Source organism: Niastella soli (assembly GCF_017742245.1).
Classification (GTDB): domain Bacteria; phylum Bacteroidota; class Bacteroidia; order Chitinophagales; family Chitinophagaceae; genus Niastella; species Niastella soli.
In genome coordinates this window covers 1,179,392-1,205,321 of sequence record NZ_JAGHKO010000004.1, presented here as the reverse complement: position 1 = coordinate 1,205,321, position 25,930 = coordinate 1,179,392, and the positions used below count along the sequence as shown (strand labels likewise).

Below are 25,930 nucleotides of genomic sequence, written 5' to 3'. Positions count from 1 at the left end.
CAATTTATTCCTTTTTGTCCAGCAGGTTTTTAATCTCATTTAATAATTCAATAACCGTTTCTTCAATGGTCTTATTGGCAGTATCAATGGTGATCCGTTGACCATTCCAGTCATGAAACTCTCTGTTTTCTACATTCTCCCAGGTTAGTGGCTGAAGATTCTCCACTTCCAATTGTCTGTTTTTTAAGCGATCCTTATGTTCTTCTTTATCAGAACAGATCACTTCAATATTAACGGATAAACATCCGTTTCTTTTCGCAACATTTTCCCATTCATTACGGGTTAATATAATGGGATTGCACGAGTCGGCCACCACGTTCTGGCCTAATTTTAAATTGTCAGCTGCTACTTTATAAGCCACACCATATCCTTCTCCATAAACGTCCTGCCGGAACAGATCACGCAACGTTTGCTCTATCGTATCAATTCTTAAATAAGCAGCCTGATATTCCCTTGAGATGAATTTAGAAAGAGTTGATTTACCTGAGGCCGGCAAACCTGAAAGAATAAATAGAACTGGTGGGTTGTTTTTTGTCATTTTGCAATTATACTAAAGCTTGAAAGTATTTCATAATCGAAGAAAACAGTCTCATATTAGAAAGATGTATAATCTGGCCTGTCAGGTTTAAAATAATCGGTTTTTACTACAATTCTTTAGACCTTTGATCGTCATACTATATAGTACAATTCATCAGGAATAAAATACCGGGAGTAACATGAAAACAAAAGGTGGTGCACCCCCTGCAAAACCGAAGATAAATGCGTTGGTTTTCGGGTATAAAAAATTGATTGCCCTGTTAAGTTTTTTTACCGTCAGCGCCAGCCTGTTGGGTCTGCTGGTCCCAAAGATCATTGCAAGGGCGATAGACTTCTATGCACAGGCGCATTCGATAAGCGAACAGCTCTTGTGGGAATTTGCGATCGTAACTTTTCTGGTGTTTATTTTCACGTATCTGCAATCGGTAGTGCAATCCTATGCATCTGAAGTGGTGGCCAGAGACCTGCGGCAGCAACTGGCAGAAAAGATCGCGCAGCAGAACTACTCATATGTAATGAACGTAACGCCGGCTCGTTTACTTACTAATCTCACCAGCGATGTAGATGCGGTGAAATTGTTTGTTGGCATGGCGGTAGGCAACCTCATTTCTTCTTACTGTTTGCTCATTGGTGCCAGTACCTTGTTAATAATTATCAACTGGAAGCTGGCGCTGGTAGTGCTGTTGCTGATCTCTGTTATTTGGGTGACCCGTACGGTGATCATGAAAAAGATAAGGAAGTTTTTCAGGGAAGTGCAGGGTATCATCGATTGGTTGAATAAAGTGATCAACGAAAGTATTTTAGGTGCAGCGCTCATCAGGGTGTTGAATACACCGCAACAGGAATACAATAAATTTATTGAGGCTAATACAAAAGCCCGCAGCATCCGGTTAAAGATCATCGGATATTTATCAATCTTTATCCCGGTAATTACTTTTGTGGCGAGCCTGAGCGCCATGGCCATTCTTATGTTAGGTGGTCATTTTGTGATCACCGGAAGTATGTCGCTGGGCGATTTTTCGGCGTTTTACAGTTATATAGGCATGATGATCTTTCCCATTATCATGATTGGTTTTATGGCCAATATCATAGCCCAGTCATCGGCTTCGTATGAACGCATAGCTGCGCTCTTATCGGCAGAAGGCCCTAAAAAAGAAGACGGGCTGCCTGTTCAATTGACCGGACCGGTACAATTGGCTGATATCACCCTTCAGTTTGGGGAAAAGAAAGTCCTGAATGACATTTCGCTCTCCTTACAACCTGGTACAAAAACAGCCATTATTGGTCCCACGGCAGCAGGAAAAACACAATTGTTGTATGTCCTGAGCGGACTGGTTAAGCCGCAGCATGGTAAGGTGTTGTACAACCAGGTATCACTGGAAGAGATCGATAAACAATTGTTTCATCGCCAAATGGGTTTTGTATTCCAGGATAGTGTGATCTTCAATATGACCATTCGGGAGAATATCGCTTTTTCGGAGAACGTTACTTTGGAAGATCTGCAGAAAGCCATTCGTGCAGCAGAGCTGACAGATTTTATTGAGTCGCTGCCCGATAAACTGGAAACAGTTATAGCTGAACGCGGATTGAATTTATCGGGTGGACAAAAGCAACGCATTATGCTGGCCCGCGCATTGGCGTTGAACCCCAAGGTACTGTTGCTCGATGATTTTACGGCGCGGGTGGACGCCCAAACCGAAAAACGGATCCTGGAAAATGTAAGCACGCTGTACCCGGGCATTACGCTGATCTCGGTTACGCAAAAAATTTCTTCAGTTACCGATTACGACCAGTGTGTATTGCTGATGGAAGGGGAAATTATTGCAACGGGAACGCATACGCAATTATTGCAAAGCTCACCTGAATATAACCAACTGTTCGAATCACAAAAGAGTACCAGCCAGTATGAACTACCAGCTTAAAACGGGCGCAACCAGGCCCTTTGCAGCATTAAAAAAATTAATGCCTATTATAAAAGGCGAGCGTAAGATCCTTTCTGTTGCTTTTGTGGCATTGATCGCTAATACGCTCACCTCCCTTATAGTACCGATCATTATTGCCCATACCATCAATACCTCCATTATTGGCAAAGATTATTCAGGTGTGCTAAGGGCATCGATATGGATCTTTGCCTTGTACCTGGTGGGTTTTATTGCCAGTTATTTTCAAACCAGGTGGATGGGCGCTGTAGGCCAGCATATCCTGTTTTCGTTGCGCAACCAGCTGTTCTCAAAATTACAATCGCTGCCGGTTGCCTTCTTCAGCCAGAACAAGGCCGGCGATCTGATCTCGCGTATCAACAATGATACCGATAAACTGAATCAGTTTTTTTCACAGGGTTTGCTACAATTCGTAGGCAATCTTTTTATGATGATCGGTGCGGCTGTTTTTATTCTGGCCGTGAATATCAAGCTGGGGTTGGCCGCATTGGCGCCGGCAGCAGTGGTGTTAATACTTACAAAATTGCTTTCACCCTGGATCAAAAAAAGAAATGCCGCCAGTCTGCAATCGGTAGGAGGGATGAGTGCCGAAATACAGGAAAGCCTGGATAATTTTAAAGTGGTAGTGGCATTTAACCGGCGTGATTATTTTAATAAACGGTTTGCTGCTATCAACAATCAGAATTACCGCCGGGCAGTAAGCGCAGGCATTGCCAATAATATCTTTATTCCATCATATGGGCTTGCCGGTAATGTAGCACAGATAATTGTGTTGTTCTTTGGCATTTTTTTACTGACGCAAGGGGAATTCACCATTGGGTTTATGATCAGTTATTTTGTTTATCTGTCCCGTTTTTATGATCCCATGCGGCAGATCGCTGGTATCTGGCCGATCTTCCAGGTGGCTATGGCCGGTTGGGACCGCATTGCTGCGGTGCTGGCTATGGAATCGGATATGCCGGTGATGGAGGAGCAACCGGCTAATGGAAAAGGATTACTGGAGTTTCGGGAGGTGTCTTTTAAGTATGGGGAAAATGAAGTGTTGCATAAAGTGAATTTTACCTTAGAGCGGGGAAAGACCTACGCCTTTGTAGGGCCAACCGGTGGTGGAAAAACCACCACTGCTTCGCTGATTGCGCGTTTGTACGACCCGGTAAGCGGACAGGTATTGCTGGATGGAAAAGACATCCGCACTTATAAAACCGAAGAGAGAACGCAAAAGATCGGTTTTATTTTACAGGAACCCTTTTTGTTTACCGGTACCCTGTACGAGAATATCCTGTATGGCAACGATACCTATCGGCAATACAGCGCAGAACAATTGAATGAAGTATTACAGCAAAAAGGGCTGTTACACATCCTGGAACGGTTCGATAAGGGGTTGCAGACACCTGTAACAAGTAAGGGCGAGTCTATGAGTTTGGGGCAGCGGCAACTGATCGCTTTTGTACGGGCTTTGCTGCGTGAACCGGAATTACTGATCCTCGATGAGGCCACCGCCAATATAGATACAGTGACCGAACAGTTGCTGGGTGAAATACTGGCAAAGCTTCCTGCCCAAACCACGCAGATAATAATTGCTCACCGCTTAAACACCATTGAAAAGTCGGATGAAATATTTTTTGTAAATGCCGGACAGATCATTCAGGCCGGTTCATTTGATCATGCCATTCGGTTGTTGATGGAAGGGAAAAGAGTTAGTTAGTTCTTAAGTTAATAAGTTAATAAGTTATTAGGTTATTGGGTTGTTAGGTTAATGGGTTATTGGGTTGTTTAAGACCTGTAAGGTTCGCCATCCGAGTTTGAACGTTCAGTAGGTTTAAGCGATCCTGACAGGTCTTACGTAATATAGAACGACCTGTCAGGTCCAAGACACCAGGCTGATAGTGCAAGACTCAATGATGGACCTTACAGGTCTTTTCTATAATGGCCGCCCCGCCTCCAGCGGGGTACCTACATTGTTTACCTACTGATCCGTCCGCAAACTCTTTACCGGATTAACCAATGCCGCATTGATAGCCTGCACACTTACCGTAAGAAGCGCTATGAATACGGCAACGGTGGCCGCTACCAGAAACAACCACCAGTGAATAGTGGTGCGGTAGGCAAAATTTTGCAGCCAGTTCTGCATAACAAAAAAGCCAACAGGGATGGCGATAACAGTGCCTAACAATACAGGCTTGAGGAGGTCTTTGGAGAGCAGCAGTACAATGTTTTCAACTGACGAGCCAAGCACTTTTCTAACGCCTATTTCCTTGGTCCTTTTGATGGCAGTATAAGAGGCCAGTCCGAATAAGCCTAAACAGGCAATGCCAATGGCAATGATCGAAAATATGCTTAATAAAGATTCCTGCTTTATTTCAGCCTTATACAGCTTATTAAATCGTTCGTCTAGGAAATCAAAGGCAAAGGGGTAATCAGGCGCAGCAACATCGTAGAGCTTTTTAATACGGGCTACGGCTGCGGGAATATTATCGGTATTTAATCTGATCAATACCAGCCGCCGGTCATCTTTTTGGGTAGAAATAACCAACGGCGCAATTTCAGTTTTCAAAGAAGTAAAATGATAGTCTTCTACCACGCCTACAATGGTCCTGCGTTCTTTCACGCCGGTGACATTGATCCATTTGCCAACTGCCTGTTGTGGGGTATAACCTAATTGAACAGCAGCTGTACGGTTGATCAATACCGCGCTGGTAGAGTCGGTAATGAAGGCCGGAGAGAAATCCCGCCCGGCAATTATTTTCAATCCCAGTGTTTTTACATATTCAAAATCGGCAAACTCTGTGTTGAACATAAGCTTCTCACCTGGATGGCCTTCTGCTTCAAAGCTGTAATTGTCATGAAAACCACCGGGCTCACCGCTCATTAGTGAAACGGCTGCTACTGCAGGATCAGCCTGTGCCTGGGTTTTAAACTGGATCTTTTTATCCCATATTGCCCCGTTGTCAAGTCGCACGATCATCGATTGTTCTTTACTGAAACCCAGGTCGGTATTACGCACAAAATGCATCTGCTTCATTACAACTGCCACACAAACGGTCAGTAATACGGAGATGCCAAACTGGAATACCACCAGGGCCTCTCTGAAGAAAGTTCCCTGTTTTCCTGTTTTTAATTTCCCTTTTAGTGATTCAATGGGAGAAAAGGAAGAAAGCATCAAAGCGGGATAACTGCCGGCCAGCAAACCGATTACCAGTATTACGCCTACAGTAAATACATATATCCAGGGATTGGTCCAGTAAGCCGGTAATGTATAGCCCAGAAAACCAGTATAAGCCGGCATTATTAATTGCAGTAATAACAAGGCGCTGATGGCTGCCACCGTAGCAAACAACAGCGATTCAAAAATGAACTGCCAGGCCAGTTGGGTGCGTACGGCGCCCATTACTTTACGTACCCCAACTTCTTTCGACCGGTCTGTGGCTCTTGCGGTTGACAGGTTCATAAAGTTGATGCAGGCAATGACCAAAATAAGGATGGCTATACTCATAAAGATATAGACCATCTTTTTGCTTCCATGTTTTACTTCGTGGTCGAATGGTGAATCGGTATCAAAGTAAATGCCATGCAGCGGCTGTAAAATAAGATCGTTCTTAAAACCCATCTTCCGGTACCATTCGCCCAGGTATCTTTCCATAAATGCCGGAAACAATTTCATAAGATGGGTCGGTTGTACGGCGGGGTTCAATTGTACATACACAAAAACGCCGTTATTCGTCCATTGATTAAAGAATGGCGTATTCTCCCAGTTAGCGGTTGGAACTACTATATCAAACTCAAGATGCGAATTGGCGGGTACATCTTCCGCAATACCCGTCACCGTCCGTTGTGTCTTTTTATTGAACGAGATCACTTTTCCTATAGGGTCTTCCTTCCCAAAATATTTTTTGGCAGTGGAAGCGGTCATTACTATGCTATTGGGGTCTTTCAATACAGTGGCCGGATTGCCTTTCAACAGGCGAAAGCTAAAGAACTGGAAAAAATTATTGTCGGCAAGAAATACCTTTTTCTCATTAAAGGAGATATTGTTGTAGGTCACGAGGTCATTGTCTGGAAATATCCTTACTGCTTGTTGAATGGCGTCGGGATAATCGTTCTTCAGGGCTTTGGCATAGGGAGGCGCCAGGTAAGGGATGTTTCTAAGATCGCCATTCATGTGGCTTCTGCGCATGACGCGATAGATGTGTTCCCCGTTTTTGTGGAATCTGTCATAGCTGAATTCATTCATAATAAACAGGAAGATCATCAGGCAGCATACGATGCCAACTGTTAACCCCAGTACATTGATCACCGAAAACATTTTTTGTTTTCTACAGTTCTTGATTGCCAGCAACAGGTAATTTCTCAGCATGATAACAGGTTTGATAGATATTAGTCGGCCACCTTCAACGGAAGTATGACCCAGGCTGAATGGAACAATGGGTATGCCATTTGTTAAATAGTTTGCCAATCAGTGAGTTAAGTAATAATATATATAAGATTCTGTACGAAACCGGACAGTCAGTGTTCTAAGACGGGATGGCTTCCTGTGGTAGGCCTATGCCTGGTCGCTTTAAAACAGATCGTTTATTTTAATAATGCAAGAAAAATAAAATTATCTAGTTTGTGCTGAATAAATGCAAAAAAAGGTAAATTGAATTATCGGTTGCCCGCCTATATGCAAAATCTCATTTTCCCCGGCCCTTCTTCATATTAAAACCAAAACACAAGTCACATGAGAAAAGCAGAACTGCTTACGGGCATAGCTATGCTCATATGCCATCTTCTCTTTGCAAGGCAAACTGGCATCACCGGTAAGATCACCGACTCCAAAGATGGAACTCCCATTGCAAACGCTACGGTAAAGGTAAAAGGCGGCGGTGCTACCGTCTCTAACGCCGAGGGCATTTTTACGTTGCCGCACCTGGCTGCCGGTGTAATGCTCGAAATTTCTTCCATTGGTTATTTAACTAAAAGTGTAAAAATTGTTTCTGGTAAAAATCTCTCCATCCTGTTGGATTATGACCCCAAATCGTTGAGTGAAGTAGTGGTGACGGGGGTGGGGGTTGCTACCAGCAAAAAAAAGATAGGCATCTCCGTTGAATCCATTACTGCAGACAAGCTTCCTGCGGTACCATCCGGTTCTATTGATCAGGCGCTGGTAGGTAAAATAGCCGGTGCGCAGATCAGCAGCATAGATGGAACGCCTGGTGCGCGTACCAATATCCTGCTGCGTGGTATCAACTCGTTGCAATCCGGTACGCGGCCAATGATCCTGATAGATGGTATTGAAGTAAGAGCAACCGATCTGAACGCCCTTGATTTGAGCAATGTAGAAAGAGTGGAAGTAGTGGAAGGCGCAGCTTCTGCAACTATTTACGGTGCACAGGGAGCCAATGGCGCTATTCAGATCTTTACCAAAAAAGGAAAGGCGGGTAAGATCAGTATTGATGTGTCAAGCAGTTATGGTATCGGCACTTACCTTAATACAGGAGATCTGCACAAGCCCGCGACCCATGGTTTTAAAACCGATGCCAATAACAATGTGGTAGATAATAACGGGGTGATCATCCAGGTTAAACCGGATGGCACCTATACGGCGGGAGTGAATATAGATGGCGTTACCCAGGGCGGCATTGTATGGAACAGTACCTCTCCCGCCACAGATGGCAGCAAGCCATATGGCCAGAACCTGAAGTATTATGATCACTTTAAACAATTGTTCCGTTCGGCAGCCACTATCAATAACAGTATCAGTATATCGGGGGGGGGCTAATAAAACTGATTTTGCCTTAACGGCCTCCCGTTCCTATCAGGAAAGTGCTATCAGGAAGAACGGCGCGCTCAATCGCTACAATTTTACCTCCAATGTAGGTGCAGAGGTCTTTAAAGGGTTCAGGCTGCGTTCTATTACGCAACTGATCTACCAAAAGAACAATTTCAATCCTTCTTATGCTGGTGGTAGTGATGCTATTTATCAGATGTTGAACAGTTCTCCCTTCTTTGATCTCGATTGGAAGGATGCGAATGGAGATTATGCCTACAGGCTCAATGCATCGCCGGTAAGCATCAATGGCGCCAACCCCAATTATTATTTCCAGTATTCCAACGGCAAAGATGAGACCGTAGATCTTATACAGAATATCCAGGCAGCCTACCATATCAATCGATTTATTGACCTGGAAGCCAAATATGGTATAAACTATGAAAAAGAAGACATTGCAAATGTTTATAAGAACCAGTCACAGAATATCAACGCTGTTAGCAGAAGCGCATTTATCGGTGGTTTCAGTTCCAATGCCGGCGGGCTTTCCAATACTTCTTACACCACTACCTTCCAGAATGCATTAACATCGGCAACCATCCATCTCGACCTTGAGAAGGACCTTCACATAAAGCTTCCCATTACAGCTACTACATACGCCGCTTATGACTATCGAAAAAATGTGTTTAAACAATATACCACCACAGGCGATGGACTGCAATTATACCCGGTATACAATATGCGGCAGACCAATACCCAGCAGGTGACCGTAGATTTAAAAAGACCTTTTGTTACATTTGGCTGGCTGGTAGACCAGGCGTTCGATTATGGCAGCATTGGTGGTGTAAAGGCGGGTTTAAGAAGCGATTACTCATCAGCATTCGGCCGTGGCGCCACTCCACAAACCTTTTACCACGGCAACGGCTATCTCCGGGTTTCACAATTCAAGTTCTGGCAGGGCCTTTCCGCTATCCTGCCCGAGTTCAAACTGCGGGGAGGCTATGGCGAAGCGGGTATACAGCCCGGTGCCTTTGACAGATATGTGGTTTTGTCTACCAAAAGCATCGGCAGCGCACTTGCTTTTTATGCTTCCAATACTCAAAGCAATCCCGACCTTCGCGTAGAGATCTCGAAAGAGACCGAGATCGGCACTGATGTTACTATAAATCTCAATAAAGGAGAATGGTTTTCCAATCTGGGTGTAAGCTCCACCTTCTGGAAAAGAAAAAGCAAAGATGTGATCTATGCAGTAGATGCGCCCCCTTCTTCCGGTGGCGGAAGCTATCTTACCAATGCATTCTCCCTGTCCTCGAACGGGTTTCAGTTTTCGCTTAATTTGAACGTTGCGGCTACCAAAAACCTGGCATGGGATTTTACTACCACCTTCGGGCATCAGACTTCAAAAATTGATGCAGTGTCCACTAACCAGGATATTGTATTGACTGCCTCCGCCGGTAGTACCAACCTGGTATTAAAAGCAGGCGACAAAATAGGACAGATCTATGGATTGAAAACCTTTACAAGCATAGAGCAAACGCGCAAAGACGGTACACAGTATATCAGTAAAGCCGATGTAGGAAAATACCAACTGGTGAATGGTAGGGTGGTAGATACCGCAACCCGGGGCATTATGTTCACCAATGAAACCTTTGCTATTGGCGATCCTAATCCCAAATTCAACGCCTCCTTTATCAACAGCTTACGGTTTAAAGACTTTATCACCTTGTCATTCCAGTTCGATTGGATCTACAAGAACCATTTATATAATCAGACAAAAGAATGGATGTACCGGGATGGGATCCACGGAGACTTTGGGGAAAAAGTGACAATAAACGGTCAAACGGCGGCCTTTTCCAATTATTACATCAGCGCTTATTCCGATATGTGGGGAAGCATAAACGGGGCACGCAATTCCACCAAGGATTATTTTTATGAAGATGCTTCTTTTGTAAGGTTACGGAATGTGTCCCTTGCAGTGGATGCAGCCCGGATTTTTTCTATCAAATATTTCCAGAAGCTGCAACTGGTGTTGTCGGGCAGAAACCTGTGGACCGCCACCCAATATACAGGCCTTGATCCTGAGATCAATGCAGGTACCAGCAACTCCGCTTACGAACGGGGTATTGACCATAATTCAATGCCCAATATCAAAACCTATCAGATCGGATTGAATCTTGGTTTTTAATCAAAAATTATTATTCCAATGAAAGTAAAGATAATATATATACTATGTGTGCTGGTGGTTATTCAGGAGGGTTGCAGAAAAGAAGAATTAAATGTACAAAACCCGAATTCGCCCACACCGGAAAACGCAAAAACAGAAGCAGGGATCCTGTCCTTAGCACTCGGCGCGGTATATCAAACAGGTTTTAACGGTATCACAGATACGAAATATTCAGGTTCGTTCCTGGGAAGCAGTTTCTGGTTCCTGGCGCCTGCCTATCACGACCTGATGGCCGATGTGATATCTGCTGAAGCAGCTAATAACATCACCAATCAGGTAAGCGTACCCGATTACGTGGTATTTGACGATGGCAGCAAGGTAACCAACTCGGCGCCTGCCAAACAGGTAGTACGGCTCAATAATTCGCGTACCAAGGCAGGGAATAATATGTTCTATTTTGAATGGACATGGATGTACTATTTAAACAATGCCTGCAACCTGGTGCTTGAAACAGTAGAAAGCGTACCTTTTACCGGCGATGCTGCTACTAAAAAAAATGCCTTAAAAGCCTGGGCCTATTTCTGGAAGGGATATGCCTATTCCAGGATCGGTTCTATTTATTATGCCGGTCTTATAAAAAATGAATCTGCTGTTAATAGTGGACTTTACAGACCAAGCGCTGAAATAATAGCAGAGTCCGATGCCAACTACAACAAAGCTATGGAGGCATTGAACGGCATTAGCACGCTATCTGATTATACCGCCGTGTTAAAAGTGCTGATCCCAACGCAATGCCAAACGGGCAAGGGCGGCGCGCTCACACCTGCCATGTGGATCCATACGATCAACACAATGAAAGCACGTAATATACTGGCAAATAAAAGGGTAAAAGACATGACCGCTGCCGATTGGAATAACATTCTTACCCTGGTAAATAACGGTGTTACCAGCAGTGATCTTGTATTTACCGGCCGTTCGGCTTCAGCAGGAAGTTTTCTTAGTGCAACCACCGGCAGCGTAGCAGCAATGACAACAGGCGACCCAACCAGCACTACCTATAAGATCAGTGAACGCCTGATACAGGAATATAAAACAGGTGATCAAAGGCTGGCAAATAATTTTTCAAAGGTAACCGCCTATCTCAATCAAAAAGGAGGATTCACTTTCAGTACCAGGTACAGGTTGTTAGACGGTGGCAATGCCCTAAGCGGTGTACAGATAGTATCCAGCAGAACAGTAGGAGCGTATGAATTATACCTGGCTGCCACGTACGAAGAAAACGAACTGATGAAGGCCGAAGCCAATATAAAACTCAATAATATCGCTGCCGGGCTTGCCAGCGTGGATGCCGTGCGGACCTATCAGGGTTCAGGGATTACGGCAGTTTCGGGCGTCATTACAGATCAGGCCCAGGCGTATGAAGAATTGCGCAGGGAAAGAAGAACAGCATTGCTGTTCCGCAACGTTTCCCTGTATGATTATCGCCGCTGGGGATACCTCGATGATATTTCAGCAGGCGGGGGCAGGACTAATACCGTGGTAGTAAGCAGTACCGGAGTAGTGAACACCAAAGCCACCATCAATTATAATTTTTTGGACTACTGGGATGTGCCGGATGATGAATTGTCTTTAAACCCTCCGGTTACCGGCAGTGCGCCAGTGCAGAATCCTAAATAACTGCCTTATCCTTGAATTTTTCTCATGTTTACGAGGCAGTAGCACCCTCGTCAATAGTCCCCGAAGTCTAGTCGGGGCTATTGTTTTTATAGCAGTCGCCAGTAACAAATACACCTGGTAGCTATAATATACTGACAGTGTTATAAAACCGAACAATTGTTAGTGGAGCTCGAAAGGAGTGAACTCATTAAATTAGTAGTCACTTTTTTAATAGCCTTTATAAGAGCAGTTTGGTTATTTTAGCAATAACTTTATTGTAATTCAATCTAACGATATGCCAGGATCAAATTTTAATCGTCGTAAGTTTTTGAAAGATGCCGCCACTGTAACAGGGATGGGTTTGTTTGCTTCATTCCCTGAGGGAATAATGGCTGCAGATAAATCTCCTTCCACAACCGATGTATCTGCCGCCAGCCTCTATGATGAACCACGCATAAAATTTTCTGTCATTGGAATTAACCATGCCCACATTTATGGGCAGGTAAATGCGGTGATACGGGGTGGGGGACAATTGGTATCACTCTATGCAAAAGAACCCGACCTGGTTGCTGAATTCACCAAACGATACCCACAGGTAAAGGTGGCTGCCAGTGAAAAAGAAATTCTGGAAGATAGGTCCATTCAATTGGTGCTCAGTTCTGCTATTCCGATTGACCGCGCCGGTATTGGCATTCGCGCCATGCAGCATGGAAAGGATTATATGTCTGATAAACCAGGGATCATCACACTGGAGCAACTGGAAGAGGTGCGCCGGGTGCAAAAGCAAACAAACCGCATCTATTCCATCATGTACAGCGAACGGTTCGAGAACAAAGCAACGGTGAAAGCAGGAGAGCTGGTAAAAGCCGGCGCCATTGGAAATGTTATACAAACGGTTATTCTTGCTCCCCATCGCATGAGTGCAAAAGACCGTCCACAATGGTTTTTTGATAAAAAGAATTTTGGGGGCATTATTACCGATATCGGCTCGCATCAGTTCGATCAGTTTCTTTTCTTCACCAATTCAGATAAAGCCGAGATCGTTTCTTCCCAGATTGGCAATGTGACCCATCCGCAATATCCCGGCTTTGAAGACTTTGGGGATATCATGTTGCGTGGAAATGGCGGTACCGGTTATATCCGGGTTGATTGGTTTACCCCTGACGGATTAAAAACATGGGGCGACGGAAGATTGACCATTCTTGGTACCAAGGGGTATATTGAAGTTCGTAAAAACATTGATATTGCTGGTCATCCCGGCGGCAACCATCTTTTTTTAGTCAATGATAAAGACACCCAATACATCGATTGTAATAATGTAGAGTTGCCGTACGGTAAGCAGTTGGTGGATGATGTAATTAACCGGACAGAAACTGCTATGACCCAACATCATTGTTTCCTGGCCACAGAGCTGGCCCTGAAAGCGCAAAAGAATGCACAGCATCTCAATTTGAATAAAGCATAAGAGTATATACAACCTGGATTCAACTATTGCTTAAATTTAGAACAGGAAAGAATAATTTAAACCTTATATGCCATATGAATAACAAAAAGATCAGCCGTAAAAAGTTTGTAACAGATACGGCAAAAGCAACCTTAGGTACCGCACTTAGTTTGAGTTTACCGTCTATTGTTCCATCTTCTGTATTTGGGAAAAATGCACCCAGCAACCGAATCAATGTGGCGTCCATTGGTTGCGGAAGAATCTCCGTTACCCACGACATGACGTTGGTTGCCCGGTATGGCGGGGCCAGGATCATTGCGGTTTGTGACCTGGATAAAGCCAGGGCAGATGCCGGCGTGCAGGCAGTCAAAAATAATTATCAAAGAGCTGCAGACCGAAACGGCGGTCTCACCGGTGATTGGGATATAAAAGTGTATTACGATTACCGGGAGTTGTTGCTGAATAAAGACATCGATGCCGTACACATTAGTTTACCCGATCACCAACATGCCATTGTAGGTGTTCATGCGGTACAGGCAGGCAAAGATGTATATCTGCAAAAGCCTGCTGCATTGACCGTTGAAGAAGGAAGGATCTTAAGCAATGAAGTAAAGAAGACCGGGCGTATTTTACAAATGGGCAGTCAGCAAAAATCACTGAATCCCTGGCCTCAGTTTAAAAAAGCCTGTGAGCTGGTCCGCAATGGGCGTATTGGCAAATTACAAACGATCGAAGTAGGATTGCCGGGCGATCCAGGCGGAGGTAATTCCACTAAAATGGTGGTTCCTTCCACCCTGAATTACGATGCCTGGTTGGGTTCCACCCCCGACGTGTATTACACGGAAGACCGGGTGCATACGCTGGATGCAAGTATGAAGGGGATCACCAGCCGGCCCGGCTGGTTACGTTGCGAACAGTTTGGCGCAGGCATGATAACCGGTTGGGGCGCTCATCACATCGATACCGCGCATTGGGCCATGGGTACAGAATACAGCGGCCCGATAGAGATCTGGGGCAAAGGAAATTTCCCCACCGATGATCCGGGCTATAAAGGGCTTTGGGATGTGCATGGGATCTTTCGCACAGAAGCTCTATATGCCAATGGGGTACACATGATCGTTTCCAATGAATTGCCTAATGGCATCAAGTTCATTGGGGAAGATGGGTGGATCTGGGTGACCCGTGGCAGTTACGTGACCGACAGCGATCCTATTGCTGATAAAGACGGTGTGAAACCCATTGATGCAAGCAATCCGAAGATCCTGCAATCAGTGATTGGCCCAAATGAAATTCACCTGTACGAAAGTGCCGAGCAACATGCCAACTGGCTGGATTGTATAAAATCCCGGAAAGAACCGGTGGCGCCGATTGAAGTGGGGCATCGGTCCTGCAGCGCCTGTTTGCTGCATCACATTGCTATGAAGGTAAAAAGAAAGATCTATTGGGACCCTCAGCAGGAGACTTTTAAAAATCACGATAAAGAAGCAACCGCATTGTTGTCAAGACCAAGAAGGAAAGGCTATGATTTTAATGTATAATACAATGAAAAGACTAACAGGCTTACTTATACTGTTCTCAATGATGGTATCATGTGGCGATCAGCCAACTCAATCACAAAAATCGATCCGGCTGATAACCCTGGACCCCGGACACTTTCATGCAGCGTTGGTGCAAAAGACCATGTATGAAGATGTTGACTCCGTTGTGCAGGTGTATGCACCAGGGGGCAGGGACCTGCAATTACACCTCGATAAGATCAATGCCTACAACACAAGAAAGGACAATCCCACTACCTGGAAGTCAGAAGTGTATACAGGAAATGATTTCTTTGAGAAAATGGTAGCCGATAAAAAAGGCAACGTGGTGGTGCTTTCGGGTAACAATCAAAAGAAAGCCGATTATATTTTAAAGAGTTTACAAAGCGGGTTTAATGTTTTTGCCGACAAACCAATGGCTATTAATGGCAGTCAGTTTGAACAATTAAAGCTGGCATTTGATGCGGCGGACAAAAACAAACTGCTGTTGTATGATATCATGACCGAACGTTTTGAGATCACTAACCGGTTATTGCGGGAGCTTTCCCAGGACCCGGAGATTTTTGGAACATTGGTGAAAGGTACCGTTGCTGATCCGGCTGTTGTAAAAACAAGTATCCATTATTTCTACAAATTTGTCTCAGGCAATGTACTTACCAGACCCGAGTGGTTCTTCGATGCTTCACAACAGGGAGAGGGAATTGCTGATGTAATGACCCATTTGGTTGACCTGGTGCAATGGGAATGTTTTCCTGAGCAAACCATTGATTATTTAAAAGATCTTCAGCTTGATTCGGCAAAACGGTGGACAACCGATTTAAGTCTGAACCAATTTAAAACGCTGACAAAAGCGAATGCTTTTCCTGCCTATTTAAAAAGCAGCGCGGTTAACGATACACTGCTGAAAATTTTCTATAACGGCGAGATCAACTATACCATCAAAGGCGTTCATGCAAAGACCACCGCGCTGTGGGATTACCAGGCGCCTGCCGGTGGTGATAATTACTATGCACAGATGAAGGGTACCAAAGCCCGGCTTGTGATCAGACAGGGCAACGCGGAAAAATATAAACCAGTATTGTATCTGGAACCAGTCGACAAAAACTTCAATCCCATAGAGGCGTTTAAAAAAGTGCAGGCAAAATTCCCGGGTATAGAACTGGTAAAAGCAACAAACGGCTGGCAGGTTGTTACTGACAAATACAGCGAAGGGCACGAAGAGCATTTTGCCCGGGTAACCCAAAACTTTTTGCAATACCTCAAAAATAAGAACATGCCTTCCTGGGAAGTGCCCAATATGCTGGCGAAGTATTTTGTTACCACAAAGGCTTTGGAGTTGGCTTCAAAAAGGTAGAAGGAGGAAGTTTAAAGTTGAAGGTTGAAAGTTGAAAGTTTAAAGTTGAAAGCTTGTGCCATTATAGGACAAGACCTGTAAGGTCCGCCATTGGGTCTTGCACAACTAGTGGGTTCAATCGGTCCTGACAGGTCGTAGTTCTTAAAAAAAGATTTGTCAGGACCTATAATGGCGCAAGCGTCCGCTTAAACACTAAAGGGTGGATTCCCCCCAAAGGGGGCTAACCCTGGCGGTATTCCTGAAAACAATTTCATTTGTTCTGCAAACAACCTGCAAAGGAAAATAACCGTCTGGTTAACGGGATTGGTTGAATTTTAAAAGTATTTGACTAAAAATTGAACCAACTCGTCCCAACACGCAGGTAAGTTTGTTAAAACAATCCGTTGCAAAACATATGAAATATTCTATAGTATTAATAGCCCTTTCCCTGTTTGCTGCTGCTGATGCCGTTGCGCAGAACAGCGCGCAAAAAAGTCCTGACCGAATTGATCCCCGGCCATTTGCCGATAATTCAAATCATTGGTATATGGGCCCTGATAAAAAACGGATGATCAATCCCATGCCAGGCAAACCAAAATATGAGCCCACCCGGTTGGCAGAGATCGGTGATAACATGATCCTTTTTCAAAAAGACAATGGCGGCTGGCCAAAGAATTACGACTTCTTTGCTATTCTCACCGATGCACAGAAAGATTCCGTAAGCAGCCGGCACAGCGAATTGAACACCACCTTTGATAACGGCACCTGCTTTACCCATATCGCGGCGCTTTCTGTTATTTATAAAAATACAGGCATCGCCAAATACCGCGATGCTGCATTAAAAGGACTTCATTTTTTGCTCAAGGCACAATATTCGAATGGCGGCTGGCCGCAATATTATCCACTTGAAGAAAAGGGATATAGTAAAGAGATCACCTTTAACGATGGCGCCTTTGACGGTATTATGGAATTGCTGCGGGATATACTTAACTCAAAGCCGCAATACGACTACCTGGATGCATATGACCGCCAACAGGTGGAGCAGGCATTTACCAAAGGCATTGATTGTATCGTTAAAACACAGATCAACGATCAGGGTGTTCCTACGGCCTGGTGTCAGCAATATGATGAGCATACGTTACAGCCAGCCTGGGCCAGGAAATTTGAGCCTGCAAGTATTTGTAACGCGGAAAGCGCTGATCTGGTGCTTTTCCTCATGAGTATTGACCATCCCGATCAACGCGTGGTGGATGCCATACAGTATGCCGTGAAATGGTTTCAGGATTCAAAGATCTACAACACCCGGATCGATGTAATTCAAGCACCCCGAATGGAGACGCCCTTCCGGGTTTCTACAACCGACCGGGTGGTGGTAAAAGATACAACAGCCGCGCCCATCTGGACACGATATTATGAACTGAAGACCCACAAACCCCTGTTCTGTAACCGGGACAGCAAGGTCGTCTACTCACTGGCAGAGGTAGACCGCGAAAGACGGGATGGCTACGCATGGTATACCTATGCCCCGCAAAAAGCATTGAATAAATATCCCGCCTGGCAAAAGAAATGGGCACCCGGTAAAGATGTGCTGGCTGTAAAATAACGGGAAGAAAATTATATCTCACTCACTGTATACGGGCGTTACAGGTAGGTACGTGACGCCCTTTTCATACCGCTGTGTTAATTTGAATATCAGAAATAGCAAACCGAATTAAAGCTTTAAGTTGAGATGACCTGTAAGGTCTGCTTCAGAGATTTGCGGAACCAAGAGCTAAGCAGACCCCGCAAAGCGGGGCAGGCTCTGACAGGTCTAATTCGCATCACTTCGAACACGACCTGTCAGGAGCGCATAAGCCGGCTATTATTGCAAGCTCAAATGACGCACCTTACAGGTCAGTCATCGTTCAACTGGCTTTTATTCAGTTGTTACTGTTATGCTTATGCTATAACCATTATTCAAAACTAACGCTTCGTATGAAAAAAATGACATGCTTGCTATGGATGCCCATCCATACGGGTAAGGCTTGCCCTAAAAAAGCCGCTCCGTTCCGAACGCCCCGATCTGGCAATGTTTTTCTTCCGTTTTTTATGGTAATCCTGTTATTGCTTCTTGCCGGTGTTTCACATGCCCAGCAATGGCAGGTCCTTGGCAATGAACAGGCAGTAACTGCTGCAGCCAGCAGCTACACCACTATTGTATTGGTGAGTGAAGGCGGAGCTGATGTGCCCTATGTGGCTTTTACAGAAAGCGGTGTAGGTAAAGTAAAAAAGCAGCAATCCGACGGCTCCTGGGCGCAGGTGGGCAACAATCTCAGTACAGGCAGTACTTCGTATACCCGCATTTATACAGATCATGCCGGTGCTTTGTATGTGACCTATATGGATAGGGCCGCCGGTAACCGGCTGGCCATAAAAAGGTATAATGCGGCAACGGATACCTGGCAGCCACTGGGCGACAACAGCGCCAACCTGTATGTGTCTGCGGGTTCCGTGAACAATGGTGTTTCCCAATACAGTTCTACACCACGTAGTTCACTGGTCTTTGATTCCAACCATATGCCCTACATTGCATTTGGTGATAACGGCAACCTGGTGCCCTTTGTTAAAAAGTTCGATAACGGTGCCTGGGTAACGGTGGGTGACAGTTCCGTTAGTTCGGCGGGCAAAGCTGTGGCTATGTCATTGGTGATAGATGAAAATGAGGTGCTCTGGTTGGCGTATTGCAGTCTTGCCAGTAATACGGCCACCACCGGAAGCCTGGCGCTCTATAAATATAACGGCAGTGCCTGGACGGCCGTTACCGCTGCCATCAGCGGCATTCGCCATACCAGCATGGCCCTTAATGCTGCCGGTAACCTGACCATCGCTTATTTTAATACGGGTAACTCAAACAAAGCTACCATAATTACGTACGACAAAAGTGTGGGCACCTGGAGTTCCTCTACGGCGCTAAGTGGCCGGGATGCACCTGGCATAAGTCTGATAAGAGACAACAGCGGCAACCTGTACTGTTCATTTATTGATGCTGTTTCTTCAACTGCTGTATCGGCCGCCCGGGTGTTCAAATTATTTACTGGCAGCACCACGTGGAAAGAATTAAAAGATCCCGCTGTGGCTACCGGTATTGATCAGCCGGTAGGAAATCTGGGTATGGCTGTTGGAAGCGACACCGCCAGTGCCAGCATCGTTTACACAAAAACAAGTACTGCCGGTTTTTCCACCCCGGTTGTACGCAAATTCATTCCGCCACCGCCACCAGTAACGCTTACCACTACGCTGGTAAGCAACATCACTACAAATTCCGCAACAGGCGGAGGTTTTATTTCCAGCGATGGCGGATCGCCATTGACGGAAAGAGGGTTGGTGTATAGCCTTTCTATCAACCCCACCATTGCCGATAATAAAGTGGTTGCTGCCAGCGCCGATACGGGGACCTACAGCGTTACCCTCAGTAACCTGACACCCGCCACGGCTTATTATGTGCGGGCCTATGCCATCAACGCCGGTGGAACATACTATGGGAACAATGTTCGCCTGAGTTCCCGGGCAATGGCCGATGCGGTGGTAAATACGCCCAAACAAATGGAATACCTTACACGCGCCGTGGTGGCCATGCGTCGCGATGTGAACACTGTATATGTAGGCTGGCGTTTGCTGGGGACCGACCCGGCCGGTATTGCGTTCAATTTGTATCGGGATAGCATAAAAGTAAATGCAATACCTATTACCAATTCCACCAATTACGTTGATTCTATAGCCACCAATGGTACTTATTTCGTTCGACCGGTTTTAAATGGGGTAGAGGGTGTGCAAACTGAAACGGTACCGGTTTGGGCGAACAACCAGTTGCATATTCCATTGCAAATTCCCCCTGGCGGTACAACGGTTGACGGCGTTGCCTATACGTATACGGCCAACGATTGTTCGGTAGGGGATGTAGACGGCGATGGGGTGTATGAGATCTTTCTCAAATGGGACCCCACCCGGTTAAACCATAATTCGGGTGGTTATTCCGGTGAGCAGATCATCGATTGTTATAAACTCGACGGCACCCGGCTGTGGCGCATTAACCTGGGCAAGAACATAAATGCCGGTCCGCACTTCACCCAGTTTATGGTGTATGATTTTGATGGGGATGGTAAAGCGGAAATGATCTGTAAAACGGCCGATGGCACTATGGATGGCGCCGGTGTTGTGATCGGCGATCCGCTGGTGGATTATCGCAATGCTGCTGGCTGGGTTGACAAAGGACCTGAATTCCTCACTGTATTCAATGGCCTTACCGGAAAGGCCATGGCCACTATAAATTACGAACCTGCCCGCGGTGCTTACACCGATTGGGGTGATGGGTATGGCAACCGGGCGGAACGTTATATTAATGCCGTTGCTTACCTCGATGGCGCCCGCCCCAGTGTGATCATTGGTCGTGGTTATTATAACAAACTGGTACGTGCCGCATACGACTGGCGCAATGGCCAGCTGACCCTGCGCTGGAAATTCGACAGTAAGGATAGCACGGATGCTGCCAACAACGCGTACAGCGGCCAGGGCAATCACCAGATGACCATTGGCGATGTAGATGGCGATGGTAAAGATGAGGTGATCAGCGGTTCCTGTGCTATTGACGATGATGGCACCCGCCTGTGGACCAACCGCAATGGCCATGGTGATGCCCTGCATATGACCGATATGGACCCTGACCGGCCCGGCCAGGAGATCTGGATCTGCCAGGAAAACCCCAATGAATACGCCCCATACGGCTTACGGTTTAACGATGCCGGCACGGGCGAAACGATCTTTGGCATTCCAACAGGCAGCGATGATGTGGGGCGCGCACTGGCTGCCGATCTCGATTCTGCGCATAGAGGGTATGAATTGTGGGGATCTTCAGGCAGTGGCCTGTACAATGTCAAAGGCGAATTGATCAGTACCAAACGGCCTACGTATAACCATGCCGTATGGTGGGATGGGGACCTTGCCCGCGAATTGCTAGATGGGAACGTATTGGACAAATGGCGGCCCGATCTCAATGGAAGTGCCCGGTTGTTCACCATCTACCAGGCAGCGCCGGTAACGGGCAATAACGATACCAAGAAGAATCCCTGTCTTACTGCCGATCTGTTTGGCGACTGGCGGGAAGAAATACTGTTGCGCTATTCAGATAATACCCAGCTGGTATTATTCACCACCAATATTCCTACCAACCACCGCATTTATACACTTATGCATGATCCGCAATACCGTACGGCTGTTGCCTGGCAGAATTCAGGCTACAACCAGCCACCGCATCCTTCCTTCTTTTTGGGATACGATATGCAAACACCGCCCATGCCGAATATTGAACTGGCAAAGCAGGAGCAGACCATTACTTTTGATACACTCGGTATTAAAGCATATGGTCATGCCGACTTCGATCCCGGCGCTATCGCTACTTCCGGTCTGAAGGTAGAGTATGTTTCATCCAATGCGGCGGTGGCTGCTATCGTTAATGGCAAGGTGCATTTAACCGGAACAGGCACTACGGATATTATCGCAGTACAACCCGGAGACAACAGGTATAAAGCAGCCATACCCCAAATGCAAACACTTACGGTGAATGACAGTACTCCACCGAGCCAGCCACAGGCCCTCACTACCGTGAAGGCGCTGCATGAAAAAGTACAATTGATCTGGCTGGCGTCCACCGATGATATTGGGGTGGCCGGCTATTATATTTACCGGGACGGTATTCCCCTGAACACAGGACCGGTGAGCGGTACTTCCTTTATTACCGATGCGCCGGCCGGTCCCATCGTATATACCTATACGGTGATTGCGGTGGATGCGGCCGGAAACCGGTCGCCCGAAAGTGCGCCGGCCCGGTTCACCAACAGCAATGGCCACGGGGGCGGCAATACTTCACAGGAAGTTCTGAAAATATTCCCCAATCCTTCAGACGGGAACTTTAAACTGCGGTTGAACAGTCAGGAAACCGGGCTGGTAACAATTATCATTTCGAATACAGCCGGTAACGTAATTCAGCAGCTAACGGACCGCAAACAAGGCAATTTGTATCAAAAAGAGATCCGGCTGAAATGTCCTTCAAAAGGAATGTACCTGGTGCAGGTGGTTGTTGGAACATTTACGCAAACGGCTATCGTTATTATTAAATAATATTTGATACAGCGTTGTGACAAGCTGGGCTGTCTCTTAAACAGAGGCAGCCCTTTTTATTGGGAAAAACAGGCAATATTCAAACCGCTTTGGTTACACAAAAAGAACCCGGTACATAGAGAAAAGCGTGAACTTTAGTTATTACGATTTAGCCTTTGATTGAATATGTAAATATAGTCAGTACCCCTCAGGATAGCACAGGATGGTTCAGGATGATTTTAGCAACTGGAAAGGATAACTTACTAGTGCTTTTGATAAATTAAACTTGAACTGCTAATATGAAACAATCGATTGCTTGCAGGCGATACGCCCTGCTCATCTCGCTATTGAATCTTTTTGCCATTTTTTCCTTTGCGCAAAATAGTTTCCCCGTAACCGGTAAAATAACAGACAATGCGGGTAATCCGCTGCAGGGTGTTACGGTACAGGTGAAAGGCTCCAAAGTGGTAACGCAAACAAGTGCAGATGGATCTTTTTCCATCAGTGCGCCGTCAGGGACTTCAGTGCTTGTATTTAGTTCTGTTGGGTTCAATGCCAAAGAAGTGGCACTTGAGAACAAAGGAACAATAACTGTAACACTGGCCAATGCCGATACTTCCATGGACCAGGTGGTGGTCATTGGATATGGCGCGGTAAAAAAGAAAGATGTAACCGGCGCTGTTACTGGTATCAATGAAAAAGAAATAAAATCAAGACCGGTAGATAATGCCTTGCAGGCCATGCAGGGAAAAGTAGCCGGCGTTGATATCGGCTCCACCGAACGTCCCGGTACCGTAGGTACTATCAATATCCGGGGTGTTCGTTCTTTAACAGCCTCCAATACGCCGTTGTACGTTGTAGATGGAATACCCCTGATGACCGGTGGTATTGAGTATATAAACCCCAATGACATCGAGTCCATAGACGTGCTGAAAGATGCCTCCGCCACCGCTATATACGGTTCCCGGGGCGCTAATGGGGTGGTGATCGTCACTACTAAACAGGGCAAGGTTGGTAAGACCACCCTTAGTTTAAACGTGGCTACCACAGCAGAAAAGCTGATCGACAGACAAGACATGTTCAATTCAGGGGATTATATAGAGTTTCGCCGCTGGGCCAAATATTATCAGAGCCCAGGCACAAACCCACGTGGCGATCAGCCCACTATAGCAAAAGATAAAGAATATTTCCTGGCCACCGCCGATCCATCGGCCTGGGCAAATATTGCCAAAGGCTGGGAGTCTGGAACCTGGGACCCCTCAAAAGTGCCAACAACCGACTGGCGCGGAATGGTAACCCAAACCGGCATAACACAGAACCTGAATTTAAGTGTTAGCGGGGGGAGTGAAAAGGCAAAAATGTATGGCTCTTTTGGTTATTTGAGCAATAAAGGAACGGTAAAAGGCCAGAGTTATAAAAGGTACACCGTTAACCTGAATGCCGACTTAAATGCCACCAAGTGGTTCCAGTTTGGTACGAACCTCACCGTTTCCTACAGTATACAGGAATTTGGACAATCTAAAATAGGCGCCACAACAGTATCTTCCTCAAACAGCCTGTATGAATCTGCCCGGGCGCTGTTCCCTTATGCGGTACCTTACGATTCTTTGGGAAACAGGATCTATAACCCGGGTGGTGACATCGCTTTTAAAAATGTGGCCGAGGAGTGGAATTTAAATCAGGACCAGCGAACAACCCTTCGTGCTTTTGCCAGTATATATGGGCAGGTAGACTTTGGTTCCATCATTCCTGCTTTGAAGAATTTAAAATACCGGTTGAATTTTGGGCCTGATTTTTCTACCTATAAGGATGGCACCTACATCGACGCCAATTCTGTGATCAGTAGCGGCGCCAATTCCGCTTCACTTAATAAACAGCAAACATTTTCTTACACCCTCGATCATTTGCTCTATTATAATAGATCCTTTGGCGAGCACGACCTGGGGCTTACCTTGCTGAGCAGCCAGACAAAATGGACCAACGACAGTAATTATATTGCTGCAAATGGGATCCCATTTGGCAGTCAGAAATGGAATGCGTTGTCAAAAAGCTATATTCCTTCTGCTAATTTAACGGGGTATGCATCGGGTATTACCGAAAGCCAGTTGCAGTCATTTATGGCCCGCATTAACTACAGCTTTAATGACAAGTATTTGCTAACTGTTTCTGCCCGACGTGATGGCGCCTCTATGCTTGCTGAAGGGCATAAATATGCCTGGTTCCCGTCCATGGCCCTTGCCTGGAGAATGAACAATGAAACTTTTATGCAGAATGCAACCTGGATAAATGACTTAAAATTACGGTTTGGGATAGGGGTTACCGGTAATTCGGCCATCAAACCCTATTCAACCCAGGGTGCCACTACTTCGCTTTTTTATCCGTTTACAACATCTGCTGCCACTACCATTACTCCTGGTGGTATTCCTTCGGCGACTTTTGCCAACCAAACATTGGGCTGGGAAAGGACCACTCAATATAATCTGGGTATCGACTTCTCCATGCTGAACAGAAGGATCTTTGGTAGCCTGGACTTATACAAATCAAGAACAGACGACCTGCTGATGCAAATGTCTATTCCTACGGTTACCGGTTTTACAAATACTTTTGCTAATGTGGGCCAAACTGCCAATAAAGGATTCGATCTGAGTTTAACCACTGTGAATGTAAGCACCAAGAACCTCAGCTGGACAACAAATGCCAGCGTTTCCTGGCAAAAAGACGAGATCAAGACCCTGTCGAACGGAAAGCAGGATGATATCAATAACAACTGGTTCATTGGTGAGTCTGTTGGGATGATCTACGGTTTCCAGGGCTCGGGTCTTTGGCATACGGAAGACTCCTCCACTTATCTGTTATATAATAGAAATCCAAAAGGGAGTGCCAAATTTGCACCGGGCACTGCAAGACCGGTTGATGTGAATGGCGATACCCTTATCGATGCCAACCACGACCGTGTGCTCATTGGCCATTCAAGACCAAGATGGATAGTGGGGATGACCAATACGGTTTCTTATAAGAACTTTGAATTTTCCATCTTCATCTATGGACGGTTGGGATATATGTATAACACAGGGGGCGAATCCCAAGGTGCCCGCGGTACGCAACGCGTGATCGATTATTATACGGAGAACAATACGAATGCAGCCTACCAGCGGCCATTCTATACAGAGGGAGCCGGCGATCCATACTATGTGATATTTGGTTATAAAAATGGTTCATTTCTCAAGATCCGCAATATATCGTTGGGATACAATGTGAACGGGAAAGCATTAAAAACATCCTTTATTTCCAATTTAAAAGCCTATGTACAGGTGGTAAACCCGGGAATGATCTTTTCGAAGATCGACTGGCTGGATATGGATGTGGTTGGCCCTACTTATAACAGGGGGATCACTTTTGGCATAAACGCTTCCTTTTAACCGCAACGATTAACGATAAAAAAT

At 45.8% G+C, this 25,930-nt stretch carries 13 protein-coding genes; 11 read left to right on the top strand and 2 right to left on the bottom strand.

Annotation, left to right across the window (positions count from 1 at the left end):
• Nucleotides 1-4: 4 nt before the first annotated feature.
• A complete protein-coding gene (locus tag J7I42_RS19620) occupies nt 5-538 on the bottom strand; it encodes an AAA family ATPase (protein ID WP_209140549.1) in 534 nt (177 codons plus the stop codon).
• A gap of 178 nt (nt 539-716) precedes the next feature.
• Here J7I42_RS19620 and J7I42_RS19615 point away from each other — a divergent pair, with 178 nt between their 5' ends.
• A complete protein-coding gene (locus J7I42_RS19615; protein ID WP_209140548.1) occupies nt 717-2,459 on the top strand; it encodes an ABC transporter ATP-binding protein in 1,743 nt (580 codons plus the stop codon).
• Nucleotides 2,443-4,182: an ABC transporter ATP-binding protein gene (locus tag J7I42_RS19610; RefSeq protein ID WP_209140547.1), complete on the top strand. Its 1,740-nt coding sequence runs from the start codon at nt 2,443-2,445 to the stop codon at nt 4,180-4,182. The genes J7I42_RS19615 and J7I42_RS19610 overlap by 17 nt, the downstream gene beginning before the upstream one ends.
• 261 nt (nt 4,183-4,443) lie before the next feature.
• On the opposite strand, the gene J7I42_RS19605 is transcribed toward J7I42_RS19610, so the two are convergent.
• Nucleotides 4,444-6,831, bottom strand: coding sequence for an ABC transporter permease (locus tag J7I42_RS19605; protein ID WP_209140546.1), 2,388 nt, complete (start codon nt 6,829-6,831; stop codon nt 4,444-4,446).
• Between the two features lie 363 nt (nt 6,832-7,194).
• Here J7I42_RS19605 and J7I42_RS19600 point away from each other — a divergent pair, with 363 nt between their 5' ends.
• From J7I42_RS19600 to J7I42_RS19560, 9 genes are all read left to right on the top strand, one after another.
• The gene (locus tag J7I42_RS19600) at nt 7,195-8,235 is read left to right on the top strand and encodes a TonB-dependent receptor plug domain-containing protein (RefSeq protein WP_209140545.1); all 1,041 of its coding nucleotides are present in this window, start codon (nt 7,195-7,197) and stop codon (nt 8,233-8,235) included.
• The gene (locus J7I42_RS19595; protein WP_209140544.1) at nt 8,162-10,408 is read left to right on the top strand and encodes a SusC/RagA family TonB-linked outer membrane protein; all 2,247 of its coding nucleotides are present in this window, start codon (nt 8,162-8,164) and stop codon (nt 10,406-10,408) included. The genes J7I42_RS19600 and J7I42_RS19595 overlap by 74 nt, the downstream gene beginning before the upstream one ends.
• An 18-nt stretch (nt 10,409-10,426) precedes the next feature.
• Entirely contained in the window at nt 10,427-12,064 is a 1,638-nt protein-coding gene (locus J7I42_RS19590; RefSeq protein WP_209140543.1) for a RagB/SusD family nutrient uptake outer membrane protein, read from the top strand.
• A 274-nt stretch (nt 12,065-12,338) separates the two neighbouring features.
• Complete coding sequence (locus J7I42_RS19585) at nt 12,339-13,508, top strand: Gfo/Idh/MocA family protein (protein ID WP_209140542.1); 1,170 nt, start codon at nt 12,339-12,341, stop codon at nt 13,506-13,508.
• 74 nt (nt 13,509-13,582) lie between these two features.
• Nucleotides 13,583-15,025: a Gfo/Idh/MocA family protein gene (locus J7I42_RS19580; RefSeq protein WP_209140541.1), complete on the top strand. Its 1,443-nt coding sequence runs from the start codon at nt 13,583-13,585 to the stop codon at nt 15,023-15,025.
• A gap of 4 nt (nt 15,026-15,029) precedes the next feature.
• A complete protein-coding gene (locus tag J7I42_RS19575) occupies nt 15,030-16,376 on the top strand; it encodes a putative oxidoreductase C-terminal domain-containing protein (RefSeq protein ID WP_209140540.1) in 1,347 nt (448 codons plus the stop codon).
• Between the two features lie 394 nt (nt 16,377-16,770).
• Nucleotides 16,771-17,958: a pectate lyase gene (gene pelA / locus J7I42_RS19570; RefSeq protein WP_209140539.1), complete on the top strand. Its 1,188-nt coding sequence runs from the start codon at nt 16,771-16,773 to the stop codon at nt 17,956-17,958.
• A gap of 371 nt (nt 17,959-18,329) precedes the next feature.
• Nucleotides 18,330-22,508 (top strand): rhamnogalacturonan lyase family protein, encoded by a 4,179-nt coding sequence (locus J7I42_RS19565; RefSeq protein ID WP_209140538.1) that lies wholly within the window; start codon nt 18,330-18,332, stop codon nt 22,506-22,508.
• Between the two features lie 278 nt (nt 22,509-22,786).
• On the top strand, nt 22,787-25,906 hold the full coding sequence (locus tag J7I42_RS19560; protein WP_209140537.1) for a SusC/RagA family TonB-linked outer membrane protein: 3,120 nt from the start codon (nt 22,787-22,789) through the stop codon (nt 25,904-25,906).
• The last annotated feature ends 24 nt before the right edge of the window (nt 25,907-25,930 follow it).